16 protein-coding genes are annotated in these 20,241 nt (G+C 72.6%); 12 read left to right on the top strand and 4 right to left on the bottom strand.

The genetic code is table 11. The features are described from left to right. Positions 1 to 66: 66 nt before the first annotated feature. Positions 67 to 507, bottom strand: coding sequence for a GNAT family N-acetyltransferase (locus DEJ20_RS11245; protein WP_027465835.1), 441 nt, complete (start codon positions 505 to 507; stop codon positions 67 to 69). A 114-nt stretch (positions 508 to 621) separates the two neighbouring features. Here DEJ20_RS11245 and DEJ20_RS11250 point away from each other — a divergent pair, with 114 nt between their 5' ends. Both DEJ20_RS11250 and DEJ20_RS11255 read left to right on the top strand, forming a co-directional pair. After that, complete coding sequence (locus tag DEJ20_RS11250; RefSeq protein ID WP_111236558.1) at positions 622 to 1,203, top strand: hypothetical protein; 582 nt, start codon at positions 622 to 624, stop codon at positions 1,201 to 1,203. 74 nt (positions 1,204 to 1,277) lie between these two features. Continuing rightward, positions 1,278 to 2,729 (top strand): LamG-like jellyroll fold domain-containing protein, encoded by a 1,452-nt coding sequence (locus DEJ20_RS11255; protein WP_111236557.1) that lies wholly within the window; start codon positions 1,278 to 1,280, stop codon positions 2,727 to 2,729. A 35-nt stretch (positions 2,730 to 2,764) separates the two neighbouring features. Here the strand turns inward: DEJ20_RS11255 and DEJ20_RS11260 are convergent, their stop codons facing one another. Together DEJ20_RS11260 and DEJ20_RS11265 are read right to left on the bottom strand one after the other, a co-directional pair. Beyond that, a complete protein-coding gene (locus DEJ20_RS11260) occupies positions 2,765 to 3,007 on the bottom strand; it encodes a zf-HC2 domain-containing protein (RefSeq protein ID WP_027465838.1) in 243 nt (80 codons plus the stop codon). Then, positions 3,004 to 3,855, bottom strand: coding sequence for a sigma-70 family RNA polymerase sigma factor (locus tag DEJ20_RS11265; protein ID WP_111236556.1), 852 nt, complete (start codon positions 3,853 to 3,855; stop codon positions 3,004 to 3,006). Before DEJ20_RS11265 ends, DEJ20_RS11260 begins: the two co-directional genes overlap by 4 nt. Before the next feature lie 81 nt (positions 3,856 to 3,936). Here DEJ20_RS11265 and aroA point away from each other — a divergent pair, with 81 nt between their 5' ends. From aroA to hisN, 4 genes are all read left to right on the top strand, one after another. After that, on the top strand, positions 3,937 to 5,322 hold the full coding sequence (gene aroA / locus DEJ20_RS11270) for a 3-phosphoshikimate 1-carboxyvinyltransferase (RefSeq protein ID WP_111236555.1): 1,386 nt from the start codon (positions 3,937 to 3,939) through the stop codon (positions 5,320 to 5,322). Positions 5,323 to 5,325: 3 nt separating this feature from the next. After that, complete coding sequence (gene rsgA, locus DEJ20_RS11275) at positions 5,326 to 6,372, top strand: ribosome small subunit-dependent GTPase A (protein ID WP_111236554.1); 1,047 nt, start codon at positions 5,326 to 5,328, stop codon at positions 6,370 to 6,372. Positions 6,373 to 6,762: 390 nt separating this feature from the next. Beyond that, a complete protein-coding gene (locus DEJ20_RS11280) occupies positions 6,763 to 7,935 on the top strand; it encodes an ABC-2 transporter permease (protein WP_146245500.1) in 1,173 nt (390 codons plus the stop codon). Positions 7,936 to 7,954: 19 nt separating this feature from the next. Continuing rightward, the gene (gene hisN / locus DEJ20_RS11285) at positions 7,955 to 8,743 is read left to right on the top strand and encodes a histidinol-phosphatase (protein WP_111236553.1); all 789 of its coding nucleotides are present in this window, start codon (positions 7,955 to 7,957) and stop codon (positions 8,741 to 8,743) included. A gap of 18 nt (positions 8,744 to 8,761) precedes the next feature. Here the strand turns inward: hisN and DEJ20_RS11290 are convergent, their stop codons facing one another. Beyond that, positions 8,762 to 10,321 (bottom strand): MFS transporter, encoded by a 1,560-nt coding sequence (locus tag DEJ20_RS11290; protein WP_111236552.1) that lies wholly within the window; start codon positions 10,319 to 10,321, stop codon positions 8,762 to 8,764. A gap of 525 nt (positions 10,322 to 10,846) precedes the next feature. Between DEJ20_RS11290 and DEJ20_RS11295 the strand changes: the two genes are divergently transcribed. The 6 genes from DEJ20_RS11295 (at position 10,847) to DEJ20_RS11320 (ending at position 20,217) form a co-directional block, all read left to right on the top strand. After that, positions 10,847 to 13,546, top strand: coding sequence for a helix-turn-helix transcriptional regulator (locus DEJ20_RS11295; RefSeq protein ID WP_111236551.1), 2,700 nt, complete (start codon positions 10,847 to 10,849; stop codon positions 13,544 to 13,546). Between the two features lie 485 nt (positions 13,547 to 14,031). Continuing rightward, entirely contained in the window at positions 14,032 to 15,846 is a 1,815-nt protein-coding gene (glmS, locus tag DEJ20_RS11300; protein WP_111236550.1) for a glutamine--fructose-6-phosphate transaminase (isomerizing), read from the top strand. A 162-nt stretch (positions 15,847 to 16,008) separates the two neighbouring features. After that, entirely contained in the window at positions 16,009 to 16,722 is a 714-nt protein-coding gene (locus tag DEJ20_RS11305; RefSeq protein ID WP_181431650.1) for a M50 family metallopeptidase, read from the top strand. An 88-nt stretch (positions 16,723 to 16,810) separates the two neighbouring features. Next, positions 16,811 to 18,196 (top strand): O-acetylhomoserine aminocarboxypropyltransferase/cysteine synthase family protein, encoded by a 1,386-nt coding sequence (locus tag DEJ20_RS11310; protein WP_111236548.1) that lies wholly within the window; start codon positions 16,811 to 16,813, stop codon positions 18,194 to 18,196. Then, the gene (locus DEJ20_RS11315) at positions 18,197 to 19,531 is read left to right on the top strand and encodes an LLM class flavin-dependent oxidoreductase (protein ID WP_111236547.1); all 1,335 of its coding nucleotides are present in this window, start codon (positions 18,197 to 18,199) and stop codon (positions 19,529 to 19,531) included. Positions 19,532 to 19,653: 122 nt separating this feature from the next. Further along, positions 19,654 to 20,217: a GlcG/HbpS family heme-binding protein gene (locus DEJ20_RS11320; protein ID WP_111236571.1), complete on the top strand. Its 564-nt coding sequence runs from the start codon at positions 19,654 to 19,656 to the stop codon at positions 20,215 to 20,217. The last annotated feature ends 24 nt before the right edge of the window (positions 20,218 to 20,241 follow it).

Genomic DNA, 20,241 nt, shown 5'->3' on the forward strand with positions numbered 1-20,241 from the left:
GCGCCCCGTGCGGGAGTCCGAGGGACTCCTGCACGGGGCGCTTCGACGTTCGCCAGGAAGGCGGCGCTACGCGATCTTCGTGTACCGCACCCCGGCGTCGTGGTACCCGCGCTTCTGGTAGAACCGGTGCGCGCTGTCCGTCGCGGCCGCACTGACGGCGCTGAGGCGACGGGCGCCCTGCTCGACCGCCCATGCTTCGAACGTGCCGATGAGCGCCGAACCGGTGCCGAGCCTCCTGGCCGTGTCGTCCACGACCAGCAGCAGCAGCTGCGCCGTCGGCTCGTCGCTGGCGTACGCCCACGTGACCTGCGCGCCGGCGACGGCGACGACCCGGCCGTCGTCACCGCGGACCACCCAGGTGCGGTGGCCGGCTTCGGGGGTGAGCCGGTCGAGGCGGGCGCGCATCGACGCGTCGTCGACGTCGTGACCGAGCAGGCGGACGAGGGCGGCGACGTCGGCGACGTCCGTGTCGGACCAGGTGGTGGTCGACTCGACGGAGAGGGTCATGTCGGCCAACCTACCCGGGCCGTCGGTCGTGTTGCGACGGGGTTCCATAACAACTGATATTCATATACGCTGCTGTCATATCACCCGCCGGGTGAACCGACCGACAGGACAGCCATGCACATCACCTCCCGCCACGGCCGCACCGCCGCCTGGATCGCCTTCCCGCTCGCCGTCGTCGCCAGCGGCGCACTCATCGCCACGGCTTCGTACGCCGCCTTCTCGAGCAGCACCGACAACGCCGCGAACAGCTGGCGCACCGGTGCCGTCTCCCTCACCGACGACGACCAGGGCGTCGCGATGTTCGACGTCGACGACCTGGTGCCCGGGTCCGCCGGCTCGAACTGCATCACGGTGACGGCGAACACCACCAACGCCTCGACCGTGAAGCTCTACGCCGCAGACGCAGCCGACGCCGACTCCCTCGCCGAGCACGTCGGGCTGACTGTCGAGCGCGGCAGCCTCGGCACCGCGGGCGACTGCAGCACCTTCACCACGGGGACGACCGTGCACGACGGGACGCTCGCCGACCTCATGGCGTCCGAGTCCTTCGGCACCGGCGTCGACGCGTGGAAGCCCACGACGGGCACGGCGAGCACGACCTACCGCTTCAGCTACGACCTGGGCGAGGGCGCACCGAACACCGTGCAGTCGTCCGAGGCCGGCACCACGTTCGTGTGGGAAGCGCAGACCGACTGATCCCCGTTCCCGTCCCGATCCGTCCCGCCAGAACCGTCCGACCCGCCCGTCCCGCCCGACCCGAGGAGCAGCCGATGCCGAACGTCGCCACCCGCCGTCACGTCCGCTGCGTCGGCGACCTGCCCCGGCTGCTCCTCGCGGTCTCGGCGCGGACGATCCTCTGGTCGGTGCTGCTGCTCGCACTGTGGGCGTCGCTCCCCGCGGCGTTCGGGTGGCACGTCACGACGGTCGTCTCCGACTCGATGGCCCCCGGTATCCGGACCGGGGACGTCGTCGCCGCGATGCCCGTCGACCCGGACGACCTCGAGGCCGGACGGGTGCTGCTCGTCGAGGACCCCGACCACCGCGATCGTCTCCGTCTGCACCGGCTCGAGCGCATCGAATCGGACGGCGCCCTGCGTCTGCGCGGGGACGCGAACCCGACGGCCGACCGCACGGCCGTCGAACCCGCGGCGGTCCTCGGAGTCGGGGTGCTGCGGTTCCCGTGGATCGGGCTGCCGGGCGTCTGGATCCGCGGGGGCGACTGGACCTCCCTGCTGCTGGCCGGCGTCGTCACCGCCGTGCTCGTCGTCGCCGGGCGGGCCGATCGGGACATCGTCGCCGGTCGCCCGTGCCACACCTGCGGCACGCCGCGCCGTGACCTCCACTCGCCCGTCGTCGCGGAGCCCCGGACGGCGACCGTCACCACCCCGACGTCGACCACCACGCCGTTCGCTGTGTTCACGGCAGCGGCCATCACGCTCACCCTGCTCACCGGAGCCGGAGCCGGAGCCGGCGCTGGCGCGGGCGCGGGCGCCGGGTTCAGCGGCTCGACCGGGACCGCTTCGGCGCTCGGCACCGGCGGCTTCGGGTGCTTCCACCAGCCGGCGCCCGGCACGTCACTCGCGTGGGACTTCGCCGAGAAGAACGGCCCCACCGTGCTGGACACGTCGGACCTCGGGCGTGACGGGACGCTCGGCGCCGGCGTCACCCGGGTCGACGGCTCGTGTGACCAGAACCCGTTCATCAGCTTCGGGTCGGGCTCCGGTGCCGACGGCGTGGTCCACACGAAGACCGCAGGAGCGGCGCCGCAGGTCTTCGCGCTCGAACTGTGGTTCCGGACCGACCGACAGGGCCGGATCATCGGCTTCGCCCAGAGGGCGACGGGCGCCACGAGCGCCTACGACCGGAACTTCTACACCGGACCGGACGGACGCTTGGTGTTCGGGGTCTGGGACGGCACGGTCGCGAAGGTCGTGCAGAGCACTGCCCGGGTCGACGACTCGTCGTGGCACCACGCCGTCGGACAGTTCCGACCGGGTCAGCTCGAGCTGTGGCTCGACGGCGCCCTGGTCGCTGCACGGTCCGACGTCGCAGCCGCAGCGGCGTACAACGGGTTCTGGCGAGCCGGCCACGGGCTCATCGACCCCACCTGGCCGAACACACCGACCGTCGACACCTTCGTCGGGTCGATCGACACCGTACGAGTCCACCCGACCGTGCTGACACCCGCAGCCGTCCGCGAGCACCACGCCCGAGGGAGATGATCCCGCGGACCCGCTCGCCCCGGACGGGCGTGCCGTCAGTGCGTCGCCTGCTCCACCCGGATGCGCGCGAGGATCTCGCTGCGCAGCTGGTCGGGAGCGGTCTCCTTGCAGGCACGACGCACGGTCTCCATGAGCACGACGCCGACGCGGTGCTCGGTCTGGCAGTCCTCGCAGCCGTCCATGTGCTCGCGGATGTCCGCGGCGTCCTCGTGCCGGAGCTCGTCGTGCAGGAACTCCTCGAGCTCGGCCTTCGCCTTCGAGCAGTCGCAGCCGCTCATCGTGCGTCCTTCCGTCCGGTGCGACCGGTGGCCGCGGTTGCCTTCGTCGTCTGTGCCGCGCCTCGTCCCCGTCCACGCATCGTCGCCGTCGACGCTGCGTCCGGGACGATGCCGGTCTCACGGGCGTGGTCCGCCAGGAGCCCACGGAGGAGCCGGCGGCCACGGTGGAGGCGGCTCATGACCGTCCCCACGGGGGTCTTCATGATGTCGGCGATCTCCTGGTACGAGAAGCCTTCGACATCGGCGAAGTACACGGCCATCCGGAAGTCCTCCGGGATGGCCTGCAGTGCGTCCTTCACGGCGGAGGACGGCAGGTGGTCGATCGCGTCGGCCTCGGCGGACCGGGCGGAGATCGACTGGGTGACGCTCTCCGCGCCGCCGAGCTGCCAGTCCTCGAGCTCGTCGATGGTGCCCTGGTACGGGTTCCGCTGGTTCTTGCGGTACGTGTTGATGAACGTGTTCGTGAGGATCCGGTACAGCCAGGCCTTCAGGTTGGTGCCCTGCTTGAACTGACCGAACGCGGCGAAGGCCTTGACGAACGTCTCCTGCACCAGGTCCGACGCGTCGGCCGGGTTGCGGGTCATCCGCATGGCCGCACCGTAGAGCTGGTCCATGAAGGGCAGCGCCTGGTCCTCGAACAGGGACCGCAGCTCCGCCTCGGAGACGGTCTTCGCGTCCACCGGCTCGTCTGCGGCGTCGTCGAGGGCTTCGTGTTCCTCTTCGACGGCGTCGAGCTGCACCTCGGTCTCGTCGACCAGGTGGTGCGGAGCTGCCTGCGGTTCGTCGGTCGTCATCGCCGCCAAGTCTAGGCCGAGCGTGCCGAGCGTCGTCGGCACCGCGGTCAGCACGGTCGCCGTGCCGGTCCGCTCTCGTGCGAGTGTTGCTGTCGCCACTGATCCTCCCGGTGCGTTCAGTACCCTGGTGAACCGATGGCAGACACGACACATTCCCACAGCGGGGCCCAGCCCGCCGACCCCTGGATCGCCCCGGTCGCAGGGGGTCCGCTGCGCGGCGACGTCGCGCTGCCCGGGTCGAAGTCGCTGACGAACCGGGAGCTCGTGCTCGCGGCCCTCGCGGACGGCCCCTCGACGATCCGGCTCCCGCTGCACTCCCGTGACTCGGCGCTGATGATCGCGGGCCTCCGGGCGCTCGGCGTCGGCATCGAGGAGCTCGAGCCGGCGGCCGGCACCGCCCCGAACCCCTACGGCCCGGACCTCCGGATCACGCCCGCCCCGATGCGCGGCGACGTCCGCCTGGACTGCGGGCTGGCCGGCACCGTGATGCGCTTCCTGCCGCCGCTCGCTGCCCTGGCCGTCGGGCCCGTCACGGTCGACGGTGACCCCTACGCCCGCAAGCGACCGATGCACGCCATCGTGCAGGGACTCGTCGACCTCGGTGTCGACGTCACGGACAACGGCGGCGGCTCGATGCCGTTCTCGTTCACCGGCACCGGCTCGGTCCGCGGCGGCGCCCTGACGATCGACGCGTCGGCGTCGTCGCAGTTCGTCTCCGGCCTGCTGCTGTCGGCGCCCCGCTTCGACGAGGGCCTGCACCTCACCCACGTGGGCGAACGCCTGCCGAGCATGCCGCACATCGAGATGACCGTCGCGGCGCTCCGTGCCCGCGGCGTCCGCGTCGACGAGCCGTCGGTCGGCGAGTGGGTCGTGCACCCGGGCCCGATCGGCGCGCGTGACGTCACGATCGAGCCCGACCTGTCGAACGCCGCGCCGTTCGCGGTCGCCGCGCTCGTCGCCGGCGGCACGGTGCGCATCCGCACCTGGCCCACCGAGACGACGCAGGTCGGTGCCGACCTCGAGACGCTCCTGCCCCTGTGGGGGGCGAGCGTGGCTCGTGACGGTGACGACCTGGTCGTCGACGGCGGCGTCGGGATCCGGGGTGGGGCCTCCTTGCCGGGTCTCGAACTCGACCTGAGCCGCGGCGGCGAACTCGCCCCGGCGCTCGTCGCGCTGGCCGCGCTGGCGGACGGCCCGAGCGAGATCACCGGGATCGGCCACCTGCGGGGGCACGAGACGGACCGTCTGGCCGCGCTGGCGGCGGACCTCAACCGGTCTGGAGGCGCGGTGCACGAACTCGACGACGGCCTGCGGATCGAGCCGGCGCCGCTCCACGGCAGCGCCTGGGGCGCGTACGACGACCACCGGATGGCGACCGCGGGGGCGATCGTGGGCCTCGTCGTCGACGGCGTCGCCGTCGACGACATCGGGTCGACCGCGAAGACGCTGCCGCAGTTCCCGGAGCTGTGGGCCGCGCTCGTGGCGTCCTCGGTGTCCGCTGTACCGGTGAGTGGGGACTGACGCATGAGCTGGTGGGACGACGCCGACGGTGACGACTCCGACGCGGACGAGCCGTACGGGCAGTACGACGAGTCGAGTGTGCGGGTGCGCCCGAACCCGAAGGGCAACCGACCGCGCACGAAGACCCGGCCGACGTACGACGACGCCCCCGTCGGGTGGGTGACGAACGTCGACCGCGGGCGGTTCGGCGTGCTGATCGACGACCACGTCATCACCGCGACGAAGGCCCGCGAGCTCGGCAAGAAGTCCGTCGTCACGGGCGACCACGTGTCGCTCGTCGGGGACATCTCCGGGGATCCCGGCTCGCTGGCACGCATCGTGAAGGTCGCCGAGCGCACCACCCTGCTGCGGCGGAGTGCCGACGACTCCGACGAGGTCGAGCGCGTCATCGTGGCGAACGCCGACCAGATGCTCATCGTGGTGGCCGCCGCCGACCCCGAGCCGCGCACACGCCTGATCGACCGGTACCTGGTGGCCGCGTTCGACGCCGGCCTCGACCCGATCCTCTGCATCACGAAGACCGACCTCGCCGACCCGGCTGCGTTCCTGGCGCACTTCGCGTGCCTCGATCTGAGGATCATCACGAGCCGATCGGACGACGTCCCGTTCGAGGCGCTGCACGAGTTGCTGGACGACAAGGTGACCGTGACCGTCGGGCACTCCGGTGTGGGCAAGTCGACGCTGGTGAACGCCCTGACCGGGTCGACGCGGGCGATCGGCGTCGTGAACTCCGTGACGGGTCGCGGGCGGCACACGTCGTCGTCGTCGATCGCGCTGCGGGTCCGCGACGGCGGATGGATCATCGACACGCCGGGTGTGCGGTCGTTCGGCCTGGGGCACGTCGACCCCGCGAACGTCTTCCGGGCGTTCGCGTCGCACGCCGTGCCGGTGCTGCCCGCGCGGGACGGCATCCCGCTGGCGCAGGCGCACGACTGGGAGATCGTCGACCGGGTGCAGGACGGGGAGCTGGGGCCGACCGGCGTCGAGCGGCTCGACTCGTTCCGGGCGCTGCTGACCGGAATGGGCGCGTCCGACCCCGGTTCCGAGTAGGCCGCGGGCGGTGCTGGCGGGCGTTTGTCGGCTGCGGGTCGGCGGTCGGCGGCTGGTCGGCGGCTCGTCGGCGGCTGGGCGGCGGCGGCGGCTGTCACGACACCCCGCGGTGTGTGCGTCGAGCGGTCAAGAACTGTCGACTGGCGACGCGGCACTCGACAGTTCGTGACCACTCGAGCGCCGGCGCGCGGTGAGTCGTGACCACTCCGGTTCCCGCGCCCCTCGCACGGAGCAGACCTCGCACCGTGCGAGGGGCGCACGAACGGTGCGAGGTCGTGCACTCCGTGCGGGCTCGCGGGCCTCGCACGGAGTGTGCAACCTCGCACCGGACAATGCCTCGACGCCGGGCCGGCGTCGACAAGCGCGCATCGGGGTTGTACAGTTGCGGTCGTGTCTGAAGTTGCAAAGTACAACTTTGCGCCGACCCCCACTGTCGACGCCCCGTCCCCGAGCACGACGACGACGTCGCACGCGCACCACTCCCCCACCCACAAGTCCCCACGAGCCCCGAAGCCGCAGCGGTCCGACAGCGTTCTGCGCCCCGCCGGCCTCGGTCGCGTGCTGCTGACGTTCGCCTCGCACATCCTCGTGCCGCTGTTCCTGGCCGCCGGCATGGGCCTGGCCTACCTCGGTGCCTTCCACGCCCCGGCCCCGCAGGAACTGCCCGTCGGCATCGTCGGCCAGGGCGCGGCCACCCAGGTGTTCGCCCAGACCGTGACCGACCAGTCCGACGGGGCACTCGTGGCCCACGTCGTCGCCTCGACGAAGGCGGCCGAGCAGCAGGTGCGCGACCGCGACCTCGCCGCCGTGTACGCACCGACGGCGACGGGTGCCACGCTCTACGTCTCGACCGCCGCGTCGGAGACCACCGCGAGCGCAGCGCAGAAGGTGTTCCTGCCGATCGCCTACGACCAGCACGTGCCGTTCCGGGTCGTCGACGTCGTACCCACGGGCGACCAGGACACCACCGGCCAGGGGCTGTTCTTCCTGCTCGTGGCCCTGAGCGTCGGCGGGTACGCGTCCGCGATCGCCGTGGCCTCGGTCGCGACGAAGCTCCGTGCCGTGTGGACCGCGGTCATCGGGCTCGCCACCGCTGGGGTCGTCGCCGGCATCGGCGTGATCGTCGCCGGACCGATCTACGGCGTCATCACCACCCACCACTGGCAGGTGTTCCTGTTCGCCTGGCTCTACGACGCGATCATCGTCGCGCTCGGCGTCGGGCTGCACCCCGTGCTCGGCCGGTGGACCACCCCGATCCTCACGATGCTGTTCGTGATGCTGAACTTCACGTCGTCCGGCGGGATCTTCCAGCCGGCGTTCCAGCCCGGGTTCTTCGCCGCGCTGCACACCTTCTGGAGCGGTGCCGCATGGCTGCAGGCCGCTCAGGACCTGCAGTACTTCCCGGACGCCTCGCTCGGCCGGTCGTCGCTCGTGCTCGCCCTCTGGCTGGCCGCCGCGCTCCTGCTCTGCGTCGTCGTGCACGGACTCGTCGCCCGCCGGACCCGCATCGCCCGCGAGCGCGAGGTCACCCGGCTCGAGGAGGAAGAGGTCGTCGCCGCGTAGCGACGGTAGGTTGGGCGACGTGGACCTCAGCGCCGACCTGGACTTCGCCCGCTCCCTCGCCGACACCGCCGACGCGATCAGCCTCGAGCGCTTCCGTGCCGCCGACCTGCACGTGACGAAGAAGGCCGACAGCACGCACGTCACCGACGCCGACCAGGCCGTCGAACGGGCCCTGCGCGAGCGACTCGCCGCCGAGCGACCGGACGACGCGTTCCTCGGCGAGGAGACGACGGCGGACACCGGTGCAGAGGCCGTCAGCGAAGGGCACCGGCAGTGGGTGGTCGACCCGATCGACGGCACCGCCAACTACCTGCGCGGCGTGCCGGTGTGGGCGACCCTCATCGCGCTCGCGGTCGACGGCCGCCCGGTGCTCGGCGTCGTCAGTGCGCCCGCCCTCGGCAAGCGCTGGTGGGCGGCCGAGGGCTCCGGCGCGTTCTCGCTGGAAGGGCCGCTCCGGGTCTCCGGGGTGTCCGAGCTCGCCGACGCGAGCCTGAGCTACAACAGCATCCAGCAGTGGGACGACGACGACCGCCTCGAGCCGCTCGTCGACCTGTCGCGCCGGGTCTGGCGCACCCGGGCCTACGGCGACATGTGGTCCTACATGATGGTGGCCGAGGGCGTCCTCGACGTCGCCGGCGAACCGGACCTGAAGCCGTGGGACATCGCGGCCCTCGTCCCCATCGTCGAAGAGGCCGGCGGCCGCTTCACCTCGCTCGACGGCGACCCCGGGCCGTGGCACGGCAGCGCGCTCGCCTCGAACGGCCTGGTGCACGACGCCGTCGTCGAGGTCATCCGCCGCGACGCCTAGGCACGGTCGGCGGGCCGGTCAGCCCCGCTCGACGGACCCCGGCGCGCCGGTCCGGTCGGCGGACTCAGCAGCGGCGTCCGAGCCCTCGGACTCCCCGTCCGACCGCCGCGCCGCCCGACGACGCGCCACCAGGTCCGCGCCGGCCAGCACCAGCGCGAGCCCCATCAGCGACACCGTGAACGTCGTGCCGCTGCGGAAGGCGTCGTGGTACGCGTCGAGACGACCGCCCGACCCGCCGGATCCCGACCCGGCCGCCTCGCTCCGCACGATCCCGTAGAAGATGCTCGTCGCGACCGCGGTGCCGATCGCGGTGCCGACACGCTGCCCGAGCTGCTGCATCGACCCCGCCACCCCGGACTGCTCGACGGGGATCTCGGCCAGGGTCAGGGTCTGGTTCGGCGACACCACGAACCCGCCACCGAGTCCGCCCACCAGGAACGCGCCCGCCATCGCCCACGGGGTGACATCCGGCGGGGTGGCGACCGCGGCGACCATGAGCAGCAGGAAGCCGACGACGACCATCCCGAGCCCGGCGACGACCAGCGCCCGCCCGACCCGGTCGACGATCCGTCCGCCAATGTAGGAGCCCACCGCACTCGTCGCGGCGAAGGGGATGCTCACCATGCCGGCGAACAGGGGCGAGAGCCCGAGGCCCTCCTGCAGGTACAGCGTGACCATGAGGAACGACGCCGGCAGCGCCGCGAAGTAGACGGCCACGATCGACAGGCCGTTGCGGTACGACGACAGCCGGAACAGCTCGAAGTGCACCACGGGCGACTTGCCCTGCCGCTTGAACCGCTGCTCCCAGAGCACGAACAGCACGAGGAACACCGCGAACCCGACGAGCCAGAACCAGCGGGTCGCGGAACCACCGCCGCCGCTGGTCAGCACGAACGGCAGCATCAGGGTGATGATGGCGGCGCCGAGCAGCAGGATGCCGACGACGTCCAGTTCGCGGTCCTGCGCCTTCCCCTGCGCGCCCTTCGGCAGCAGGCGGACGGCGAAGAGCAGTGCGGCGATCCCGAGGGGCACGTTCATCCAGAACAGCAGCCGCCAGCCGGACTCCTCGCCGCCGATCGCGATGAGGCCCCCGCCGATGGTCGGCCCGAGGGCGGTGGAGATGCCGATCATGGCCCCGAACAGCCCGAAGGCGCGGCCACGCTCCGGCCCGCGGAACAGCTGCTGTACCAGTCCGATGACCTGGGGCATCTGGATCCCGGCGGCGAACCCCTGCAGGATCCGGGTGACGATCAGGACCTCGATGTTCGGTGCGACGGCGCACAGCAGGCTCGATCCGGTGAACGCACTGAGCCCCACGATGAACATGACGCGCCGACTCTTCAGGTCCCCGAGCCGACCCGCGGGCACCAGGGCGAGGCCGAACGCCAGCGCGTACCCCGCCACGATGAGCTGGAGCGACGAGCTGGTGGCCCCGAGGGACTGCTCGATCGAGGGCAGCCCGACGTTCACCTTGGACAGGTCGAGGATCGTCAGGGCCGCCACCGCAACGCACACGGCGAAGGCGCGCCACCGGGTGCGGTCATCGAGGCGGGCGTCGGTCGGTTCAGCGTTGGACATCCCGTCCTGGCTACACCTGCGAGGACGAACGAGGTCCGGACAGAGCTGTACCCCGGTTCCGTCAGGCGGACCCGGATCGGGGTGCAGAGGGCGGGTGCCACACCCCCCTCGTGGCCCCCCGTACTGGGGGCACGGTTCTGGACATCCGTCGGCGCGAGTCCGCTCGGCGGGCCGGTACCTGAGTTATCGTGCTCCAGACGGCAGGTCACGTGATGCTCTCGGATTCCCTAGATCCGGACGGCGGAACAGACCGGTCGTGTTCGTCCGAAGACCCTAACCCGAGGGGTGATACAGACGATGACATCATCGTTCCCGAGCGGAACCGAGTGCACCCACACTCGTCGACCGCATCCAATCCACGACAGTTCCGGCGCGCGCCCAGTCGCCGCCGCTCGTCCGCACTCCGCCACGGTCACCCGCCGTGCAGCAGTCCGGTCCGCCTCAGTGCGCCCCGTCGCAGCGACCCCCGTGTTCGCCGACGCCCTCCTCGCAGCATCCGCCTCCGGACCCGGAGGCCGGTGAGTCATGGCACTCACCGGTCGACGTCTCGAGGTCGACCGGATCGCGACCCTCGCAGTGCTCCCACGGGAGTCCGCGATGGTCGTGGTCGGCGACCCTGGTTCCGGACGCAGCAGCGTCCTCGACGCGGTCTCGAACCGCGTTTCCCTCCCCGTCGTCCGGGTCGGTGTCAACGGGAGTGAATCCCGCTGGCCACTGGCCGGGGTGACCTCCCTGTTCACCGCGCTCGACGACCCACGAGCGACCGCACACATCGCCCACCTGCTGCAGGCCGGCGGGACCGCGGCCGCCGTGACGGCCGGGCTGGCGGCGGCGCACGACTTCCTCGACGCCGTGCACGCCCTGACCCTCCCGCCGACGCTCGTCCTCATCGACGACCTCGACCGGATGGACGCGGAGAGCCAGGAACTCATCGCGTTCCTCGCCGGACGACTCGCGGGCACCGCCCTGCGCGTCGTGGCGACGGTCCGCTCGGTGCCGTCGGACGGTCCGCTCGCGGCCCTGCCGACCCTGCGCATCGAACCGCTGCCCTCGGACGAGGCCCTGGTCCTCGCCCGGGCCATGGCACCGGCCGAGGCGAACGACGGCGTCCTCGCTGTCCTCGCCGAGGAGACCGGTGGCAACCCCGGCGCGCTCCGCGAACAGCTCGCGGTGCTCACCCGGGAGCAGCTCACCGGCGCGGAGCCGATCGTGCTCCCGCTCCGACCCACTCCGACGACCGAGGCCATCGCGGCACTCGCACTCGGGCCCGCCGCGGGACGCGATCTGGACGTCCTCGCGAAGCTCGCCCTGGTGCCCGTCGCGAAGACCACGGCGTGGGACCGGGACGAGCTGGACGACCTGGTCGGGGCCGGTCTCGCGACCGTCCGCGGGCAGAGCGTCACCGTCCGGCATCCGCTGGTCCGTTCCGCGCTCTACTGGCGGATGCCCGCCCGTGACCGTCGTGCGGCACACGCCGAGCTGGCCACGGCGAGCGCGGAGACCGACCCGCGGTCGGCCGCGTGGCACCGGAGCTTCGTCGACGACGTCCCCGACGTGGTCGCGCTGCTCCAGGCCGCACGGTCGTACGTCGTGGACGGCAACGTGCACGCCGCGATCGCGCTGACCGAGCGTGCCCTGCACATCGGTGGCGGGACCGAGGACGAGCACGTCGCGCTCCTCGGGGTCGCGGAGGCCATGCTCGGCAAGCGCCTGCTCGGCTTCGCTGGTCGGTACCTCGCGGCGCTCCGTCCGTTCCGGACGACGCCGAACGAGGTCCGCCGGCTCCGCCTGCAGTACTCGGCCGAGTACCTCAGCGGTGATGCCGTGCACGCGGACGAACTGCTCGTCCCCGTCGACGCGACCGACCCGGCCGAGGTGGACGCCGTCGCCGGGCTGATGGCCATGGTGGCGTGCTTCCGTGCCGAGGCGTGGGAGCTCGACCAGGCGAAGGACCTGCTGCACCGGATCGAACCGCTCGAGGGTTCGGCGTCCGCGCACACCCTCGAGATCACGACGACCGCGCGGGAGCTCATCGCCGCCGTGGACGGCGTGCTGCCGCCCGACACCGAGCTGCACGACGGGCTCGCGACGTCGGAGCTCGTGGCGATGTCCGACCCGGCCCTGCTGCTCCTCGCTCACGCGCTGAGCATCGGCGAGCGCTACCGGAGCGCGCGACGGGTGTTCGCACTCGTGCTCGCCCGGGGCCAGGAGACCGCGGCGGTGTGGACCGAGGCGGCGCGCTACCTGACGGCCGAGAACGAGGTGCGCTCCGGGAACTTCCGGCAGGCGCTCCGCGCGATCGACGTGTGGGAGTCCGGTTCGTCCGTCGCCGAGCGGTTGCGTGAGCCCTCCCGGGCGATCGCCGTCGCGTGGCGGCACTTCGCCGAGGGCCGTTCCGCCGAGGCGCTCGACGTCGTGGACCGGTGCCTCGAGCACCGTTCGACGAGTCGGCTCTGGGGTGCGACGGCGAAGCTGCACGCGCTCCGCGGCAAGGTCCTGCTGCTCGACGGCCGCCTCGACGAGGCAGCCACGGCGCTCGAGGCCGCCGACGCCATCGGTCGGTCGCTCCGGAACCCCGCGGTGCTCCGGCACCTCGGCGACCTGGTCGAGGCGTACGTGCGCCTCGGACGGATCGACGACGCGCGCACGATCACGGCCCGCCTGGCGGCGGACCACCATGCCCGTCCCGGGCGCTGGGGTGCCCTGGTGCTGGCGCGGAGCCTCGCGCTCGTCGCCGACGACACCACCCGCGAGACGGCTCGTCGCCGTGCGCTGGAGCTGTTCCAGCCGCACGACTCGCAGTACGAGCGGGCTCGCACGTTCGCGGCGCTGGCCGCGGTCGGCAACCCGGCGGAGCGTCCGCGCCTCGGTGCGGCGGCCGCAGCGGCGTACGAGGCGGCCGGCCTGCGCCGACCGCTGGTGACCCCGGCGCCGGCTGCGGCGATGCCGCAGTTCGGCACGGGCTCGTCGTCGATCCGGTCCGCACCGGTGCTCTCGCCGGCGTTCCCCGGGACGCCGCGCAGCGCCCCCGACGCGTCCGCGGTGCTCACGTCACTGACCGCCGAGGAGCGTGCGGTGGTGCAGAAGGTCACCGAGGGCTACCGCAACCGCGAGATCGCCTCGTCGCTGTTCATGTCGCAGCGCACGGTGGAACTGCGGCTCACGCAGATCTACCGCAAGGTCGGCGCGCGGTCGCGATCGCACCTGGTCGCGCTCCTCACGTAGGAGAGACACATCCAACCGGGCTCGCAGGCTCGCCCGGCGCTGGGTCCGCGCGCCGCTGGCGCGTCGCTCAGAGCGAAGACCGCGCAGGAGGCCCGGTACCAGCTGGTACCGGGCCTCCTGTCCGTCGTCCCTCGCTTGGTGCGACGGCGCTTGCGGGAGTCCGCACGCGACCGCAGCGCGGTGTGCCCCCGCACGCGGGGAACCGCAAGAGCGTCCGACGGGTGTTGCCGTGTGGTCGGCGGCGGGTGAGGCTTCTCCTGCACCGACCGCCGTGCCCCTCCCCCGGGGGCCAGCCCGCGGTACCCCGTCCGGTACCCGAACCCCTCGGCCCAACGACACCGACGTCCGTCCTCGCCTGATCCGAGGACGGGCGTCGGTTCCCGGGCCGGGAGGCCCCGGACGCGCGGCAGACCCGACGGCGGTCGGTGCCGCACCAGTCCCACCTCCCCGTTCCACCCACCCTCGTTCCCCCGAAGGGACAGCCGATGTGCGGCATCATCGCGGCCCGCGTGTCTGACGACGCGACCCCCTACCTGCTCGACGGACTCGAACGACTCGAGTACCGCGGGTACGACTCCGCCGGCATCGCCGTCCGGACGGCCGTCGGCCGCACCGAGACGATCCGCTCGGTCTCCCGCGTCGGCGACCTGCGAACACTCGTCGCTGCACGCTCGGGTGACGCACTCACCGGCGTCGGCATCGGTCACACCCGCTGGGCCACGCACGGTGCCGTTCGCGAGGCGAACGCGCACCCGCACGCCGACTGCACGGGCCGGATCTCGATCGTGCACAACGGCATCATCGAGAACGCGGAGCGGCTGCGGCAGACGCTCGAGGCCCAGGGCCACCGCTTCCGGTCCGACGTCGACTCCGAGGTCATCGCGCACCTGGTCGAGCGGGCCCTGGCGGTCGACCCGGACCTGATGCTCGCGGTGCAGATCGCGACGGCGCAGCTCGAGGGCTCGTGGGCGATCGTGGTCCTGGACGCCCGGGACGGCCGCATGGTCGTGGCCGCGGACCGTTCGCCGCTCGTCGTCGCCCGCTCCGGCCGCGGTGACTTCGTGGCGAGCGACATCGGCGCGATCGCCGAGTGGTGCGAGACGTTCGTGGCGCTGCGCGACGGCGACGTCGTCGAGCTCGGTGAGGCCTGGACCTGGTCGTCCGACGGCATCACGGTGCCCGTGCCGTTCCCCACGCCGTCCCCGTTCGCCGCCGCCGCACTCGACCTCGGCGACCACACCGACCACATGGCGAAGGAGATCGACGAGCAGGCCGACGTCGTCGCGACGATCCTGGACCGGGTGACCCGCCGCACCGCCGACGGCAGCATGTGGGTGGGCCTCGGTCTGGCCGGCTTCCACCGGCTGGCGATCGTCGCCTGCGGCACGTCGCTGAACGCGGGCCAGGTGATCGCGACCGCACTGCGCGGGATCGGTGGCGTGCCGACCGACATCGTCGTCGCGAGCGAGGCCGACCAGGCCGTGCTCGGTTCGGGCACCCTCGTCGTCGCGATCAGCCAGTCCGGTGAGACCGCTGACGTGCTCCGCGCCCTGGACCGGTTCGAGGACCGCCACCCGGTGCTCGCGCTGACGAACAACATGCACTCCTCTCTCGCCCGACGGGCCGACGCCGTGCTGGACTGCCACGCCGGCCCGGAGATCGGGGTCGCCGCCACGAAGACGTTCACGGCGCAGGTCGTCGTCGGCGTCGCGGCGATGATCTCCGCGATGGTGGCCTCCGGCCGGATCGAACCGTCGCGCGCGCAGGTGCTCGTCGACGAGCTGCTCGACCTGCCGGCACGGATCGAGCACGCCGCGCGGGTGTCCGCCGAGCGGATGCCGCTGCTGGTGTCGAGCGTCAAGGAGGCGACGGGCTTCCTGTTCCTCGGCCGCGGTGCCGGGCTGCCGTACGCCGCCGAGGGCGCTCTGAAGCTCAAGGAGCTCAGCTACCGCTGGGCGGAGGCCTACCCCGCCGGCGAACTCAAGCACGGGCCGCTCGCGCTGGTGGACGACGGCACCCCGGTGGTCGTCATCGACCACGGTGAGCCGAAGATCCAGTCGGCGATCGCCGAGGTCCGGGCCCGTGGCGGCTTCGTCATCACGATCGGCGGCGAGTCGGCGGACATCCCCGCGCTCGGCCGCCGTGGCACCGGCGACCTGGCCTGGGGTGCGATGACCGCGCCGTGGGGTCCGCTCGAGGCCGTCGTACCGCTGCAGATGCTGGCCCGCGAACTCGCCCTGCAGCTCGGGTGCGACGTCGACAAACCCCGGAACCTCGCGAAGTCGGTGACGGTCGAATAGCCGGGCGCCGACGCGTGAACCGCCTGACGGTCTTCCTCGCCGTCCTCACCGCCCTGGCGATCGCCGGCACCGTGGTCCTGGTCACGGTGGTGCTGACGACGCCCGTGCTCCCCTGACCGTATCCCGCAGGGTCTTCCTGGGCGGGGCTGCGATGCTGGTCACTTGACCACCGCAGCCCCGCCCCTCGTCTTCGTCGCGCTCCTCGTCGGCGCCGTCCTGCCGTTCGTGCCGTTCGTCGGCCGCGTGGCCCGCATCGCCGCGACCATCGCGCACGAGGTCGGGCACGCGATCGTCGTCGTGCCGTTCGGCGGGCGGATCCAGCGGATCGAGCTGCACCCGGACGGGTCCGGCGAGGCCTGGGTCCAGCTCGGCCGGGTGCCCGGCGGCATCCGGTGGCTCGTGCGGATCCTGAACCTGTACGCCGGCTACAGCGCACCCCTGTGGGCGGGGGTGCTCCTGGTGACCGGGGTGCTGCACGGCTCCCGCTGGCTGCCAATGGTGGTGCTGGCGGTCATCGGGCTCGTCGCGCTGGCGTTCGTCCGGAACTGGTTCGGCCTGCTCGTCGTGCTCGGCTTCGACGCGCTCGCCCTGTGGGTGGCCGTCCGCCCGTCCGAGGCCACCGTCCTGGTGGTCGCAGCCGTCGGGGCGTTCTTCGTCGTCGACGGCCTGCGCTCGGTGGTGCAGGTCGGTCGCTGGCTGGTCACCGGCGCCCGGGTGCAGACCGACTTCCACATCGCCGCGGCGGAGATGCGGGTGCCGGCGTCCCTGTGGTTCGTGCTGTTCGTCGCCGTGAACGCCGTCGCCGTGTGGTTGGCACGCGAGCCGCTGCTCCAGGTCTGGGACACCGTCGTCGCCGGGGTCCTCGCGCTCGTCTGAGGCTGTGCGCGCGTAACAGGGGGCCGCAATCGCCTGTCCGCGCCGAGCGGCTGCGAGGCTACCGCCAGACGACCCCCGGAGGTGTCCCATGGCGACCGACGACCACGGCTTCGCGACCGAGCAGGTACACGGCGGCTTCGTGCCCGACGCCGGGCACGGCGCCCGGGTCCCCGCGATCCACATGTCCTCCGGGTTCCTGTTCGACGACTTCGACCAGGCCCGCGACCGCTTCGCCGACACCGACGACGGCTACACCTACACGCGCCTCGGCAACCCCACGAACGCCGACGTCGAGCGTCGCGTGGCGCTGCTCGAACGCGGTGTCCAGGCGATCCTGGTCGGCAGCGGTCAGGCGGCGGCGACCGTGGCGTTCCTCGGTCTGCTGCAGGCCGGCGACCACGTCGTCAGCGCCCGGAGCATCTACGAGGGCACGCGCGGGCTGCTGCTGCAGAACCTCGGTCGGCTCGGCATCGAGGCCGACTTCGTCACCGACGCCCGCGACCTCGATGCCTGGGCTGCCGCGGTCCGGCCGAACACGAAGGCGTTCTTCGCCGAGACGATCCCGAACCCGAAGAACGACGTCCTCGACATCACCGGCGTCGCCGAGACCGCACACCGCGCCGGCGTCCCGCTGATCGTCGACAACACCCTCGCCACGCCGTACCTGGTGCGCCCGGTCGAGCACGGTGCGGACATCGTCGTGCACTCGGCGTCGAAGTTCCTGTCCGGGCACGGCGCCGGACTCGGCGGCGTGGTCGTGGACGGCGGCCGGTTCGACTGGACCGCCGCCCCCGAGCGCTGGACGCACCTGACCAGCCCCGAACGGTCCCTCGGCGGCGAGAGCTACGTCGAGCGGTACGGCAACCGGGCGTTCGCCGTGTTCGCCCGCGACGTCGTCGCCGCACGCATCGGCCCGGCGCCGTCCCCGTTCAACGCGTTCCTGCTCCGCCAGGGCATCGAGACGCTGTCGCTGCGGGTGGAACGCCACTGCACGAACGCGCTGGCCGTCGCGTCCTGGCTGGACCAGCAGCCGGAGGTGACGAGCGTCGACCACGCGGGCCTGGCCTCCAGTCCGTTCCACGACCTCGCCCAGCGCTACCTGCCCCGCGGGGCCGGGTCCGTCTTCGCCTTCACGCTCGCCGGTGGCGAAGCCGCCGCGCGGGCGTTCATCGACGCCGTGCAGCTGTTCAGCCGGATGACCCACCTGGGCGACGTCCGCTCGCTGATCCTGCACCCGGCGACCACCACGCACGCCGGCCGCACGCCGGAGGAACGCGCGGAGCAGGGCATCGACGACGGCCTGATCCGCCTGTCGGTCGGCATCGAGGACGTCGCGGACCTGCTCCGCGACCTGGAACGCGGGTTCGCCGCGGTGCGGTCCGCAGACGCCGCCGCCGGCCGGGAGGCACGTGGAGCGTCTGACGCGCAGCGCACGGCAGTCGGTGGGCCGGCCCTCGACCGGCAGGAGCGCTGAATGGCCGAGCTGCAGCACTTCGGGTACTTCTTCTCGCGCGGCTTCGGCCCGCAGGCGTGGGGACGGTCCGACTGGGACTGGGGCCACGACTGGACGAAGCCGGACCTGTACCAGCAGTCCGTGCGGACGCTCGAGCAGGCCGGCATGGACCTGGTCATCGCCGAGGACGCCGTCTCGCTCGGCTCCCCCGCGACCCTCGACCTGCGCATCCGGCAGGCGTACGGCGGCCCGAAGCACGACCCGCTGCTGCTCGCCCCGTACCTGTTCGCCGCGACCTCGCACATCGGCATCGCGCCGACCGTCAACGCGGGCATCACCCCGCCGTACCTGGCGGCACGGCAGTTCGCGACCCTGGCGCACCTGTCCTCGGACCGTCTGGGCATCAACGTCGTCACCGACGTCGGCAGCGCACGCCACGCCGGCCTGCCGCCGCTGCCGCACGACCAGGCGTACGACCGCGCCGAGGAGTGGATCACGCTGCTCCGCCGGCTCTGGCAGTCGTGGGGCGACGCGTACGTCGGCGCACCGGACTCGTGGCACTTCGCGGACGGCGACGCGCTCGACGCGTTCCACCACGAGGGCGTCCACTTCACCGCCGACGGTCCGCTCAACGCCCTGCCGCTGGCGTCGGACCCCGTGGTCGTCTCCCCCGGCGGCTCGGGCCGAGGGCTCGCGTTCGCCGGCACCCACTCGGACGTGCAGCTCGCACTCGCACCGCTGTCCGCCGCCGCGGTGACGAACTACCGCGCCCGGGTGATCACGGCAGCCGAGGCCGCAGGGCGGTCCGCCGCGGACCTGCGGATCCTGTTCGTGCTCAAGCCCGTGATCGTGTCCTCACCGGAGGAGGCCGACCGCATCGTCGCGGCGTCCGAGCACCCCACCGACGACGCGCTGCGTGCGGCGGCGATCGCGTGGTCGAGCGACTCCGAGACCGACCTGCTCGCGCTGGACCTGGACGCCCCGGTGCCCGACGGGACCTTCGGCGAGCACGTCTCGGCCGGCACGATCCGCGGGCTGCTCGGGGACACCCCGGACGCACCGCTGCGGGAGCTGCTCACCCGCAAGGCGCAGCAGGGGCGGATCGCGCCGGGCTCGGGGTCCGGGTCGCGGTCCGGATCGCGGTCCGGGTTCGTCGGGACCGCGGACGAGTTCGCGGACTTCATCGAGGAACTCGGCAGCGACGCGGACAACGACGGGATCATCTTCTCGGGCGACCTGCACCCGGCGCAGATCCACCGGATGTTCGGCGACCTGGTGCCGGTGCTCCGGCGCCGAGGGCTCCTGCGACGGGAGTACGGCGCCGGAGGGATCCGGGCGAACCTGTTCGACTTCTAGCGGGAACGGCTGCGGGCGCCCGGTCGACCGTTCGGTCCGGATCCGCGGTCCGGACGGTCGATGTGCCGCACCACCTGTCGGCGCGAGGCTGGACCCACCACACCGAACGGAAGGTCCTCCCCATGCGTCTCCCCCGCACCCTCGTCGCCACCGCCGCTGCAGCCCTCGCCGTCACCGGCATCACGGCCGGCGCTGCCGTCACCTCGTCGAACAGCGCCCTCGCCGATGTCCGCACCGCCACGGACGCCCGCACCGTCGCGGTCACCGACGACGCCGTCGTCGAGTCGAAGCGGCTCAGTTCCGCCGACGCCGTGCGGGCGGCCTCGGCCGCCCTCGCCGCCGCGGAGGCGGACGGCGCCGGCTTCGTCAGCGTCTCGGTCGTCGACCGCAACGGCCAGCTGCAGGCCTTCGTGCGCGGGGAGAACGCCGCGTCCCACACGATCAGTGCATCACGGCAGAAGGCGTACACCGCCGCGGCGTTCGGGTCGCCGACGTCCGAACTCGCGAAGCGCGCCACGGGCGACAACGCCGGGCTGAAGGACCTGCCCGGCACGCTGTTCCTCGCCGGGGCCGTGCCGGTCAAGGCGGGCGAGGCCTCCATCGGCGGCATCGGTGTCGGCGGCACCCCGTCGGGCGCCGCGGACCAGGAGTACGCGCAGGCGGGGCTCGACGCGATCACGAAGTGACCCGTCAGCGTCGTGCAGTGACCC

Origin of the sequence: Curtobacterium sp. MCSS17_005, assembly GCF_003234225.2 — a bacterium.
Classification (GTDB): Bacteria; Actinomycetota; Actinomycetes; order Actinomycetales; family Microbacteriaceae; genus Curtobacterium; species Curtobacterium flaccumfaciens.

Coding starts and splice junctions, on each gene's coding strand:
- DEJ20_RS11315 (WP_111236547.1), top strand. CDS start 18,197: ATGGCCGAGCTGCAGCACTTCGGGTACTTCTTCTCGCGCGGCTTCGGC.
- glmS (WP_111236550.1), top strand. CDS start 14,032: ATGTGCGGCATCATCGCGGCCCGCGTGTCTGACGACGCGACCCCCTAC.
- DEJ20_RS11250 (WP_111236558.1), top strand. CDS start 622: ATGCACATCACCTCCCGCCACGGCCGCACCGCCGCCTGGATCGCCTTC.
- DEJ20_RS11255 (WP_111236557.1), top strand. CDS start 1,278: ATGCCGAACGTCGCCACCCGCCGTCACGTCCGCTGCGTCGGCGACCTG.
- rsgA (WP_111236554.1), top strand. CDS start 5,326: ATGAGCTGGTGGGACGACGCCGACGGTGACGACTCCGACGCGGACGAG.
- DEJ20_RS11295 (WP_111236551.1), top strand. CDS start 10,847: ATGGCACTCACCGGTCGACGTCTCGAGGTCGACCGGATCGCGACCCTC.
- DEJ20_RS11320 (WP_111236571.1), top strand. CDS start 19,654: ATGCGTCTCCCCCGCACCCTCGTCGCCACCGCCGCTGCAGCCCTCGCC.
- DEJ20_RS11290 (WP_111236552.1), bottom strand. CDS start 10,321: ATGTCCAACGCTGAACCGACCGACGCCCGCCTCGATGACCGCACCCGG.
- DEJ20_RS11260 (WP_027465838.1), bottom strand. CDS start 3,007: ATGAGCGGCTGCGACTGCTCGAAGGCGAAGGCCGAGCTCGAGGAGTTC.
- aroA (WP_111236555.1), top strand. CDS start 3,937: ATGGCAGACACGACACATTCCCACAGCGGGGCCCAGCCCGCCGACCCC.
- DEJ20_RS11310 (WP_111236548.1), top strand. CDS start 16,811: ATGGCGACCGACGACCACGGCTTCGCGACCGAGCAGGTACACGGCGGC.
- DEJ20_RS11245 (WP_027465835.1), bottom strand. CDS start 507: ATGACCCTCTCCGTCGAGTCGACCACCACCTGGTCCGACACGGACGTC.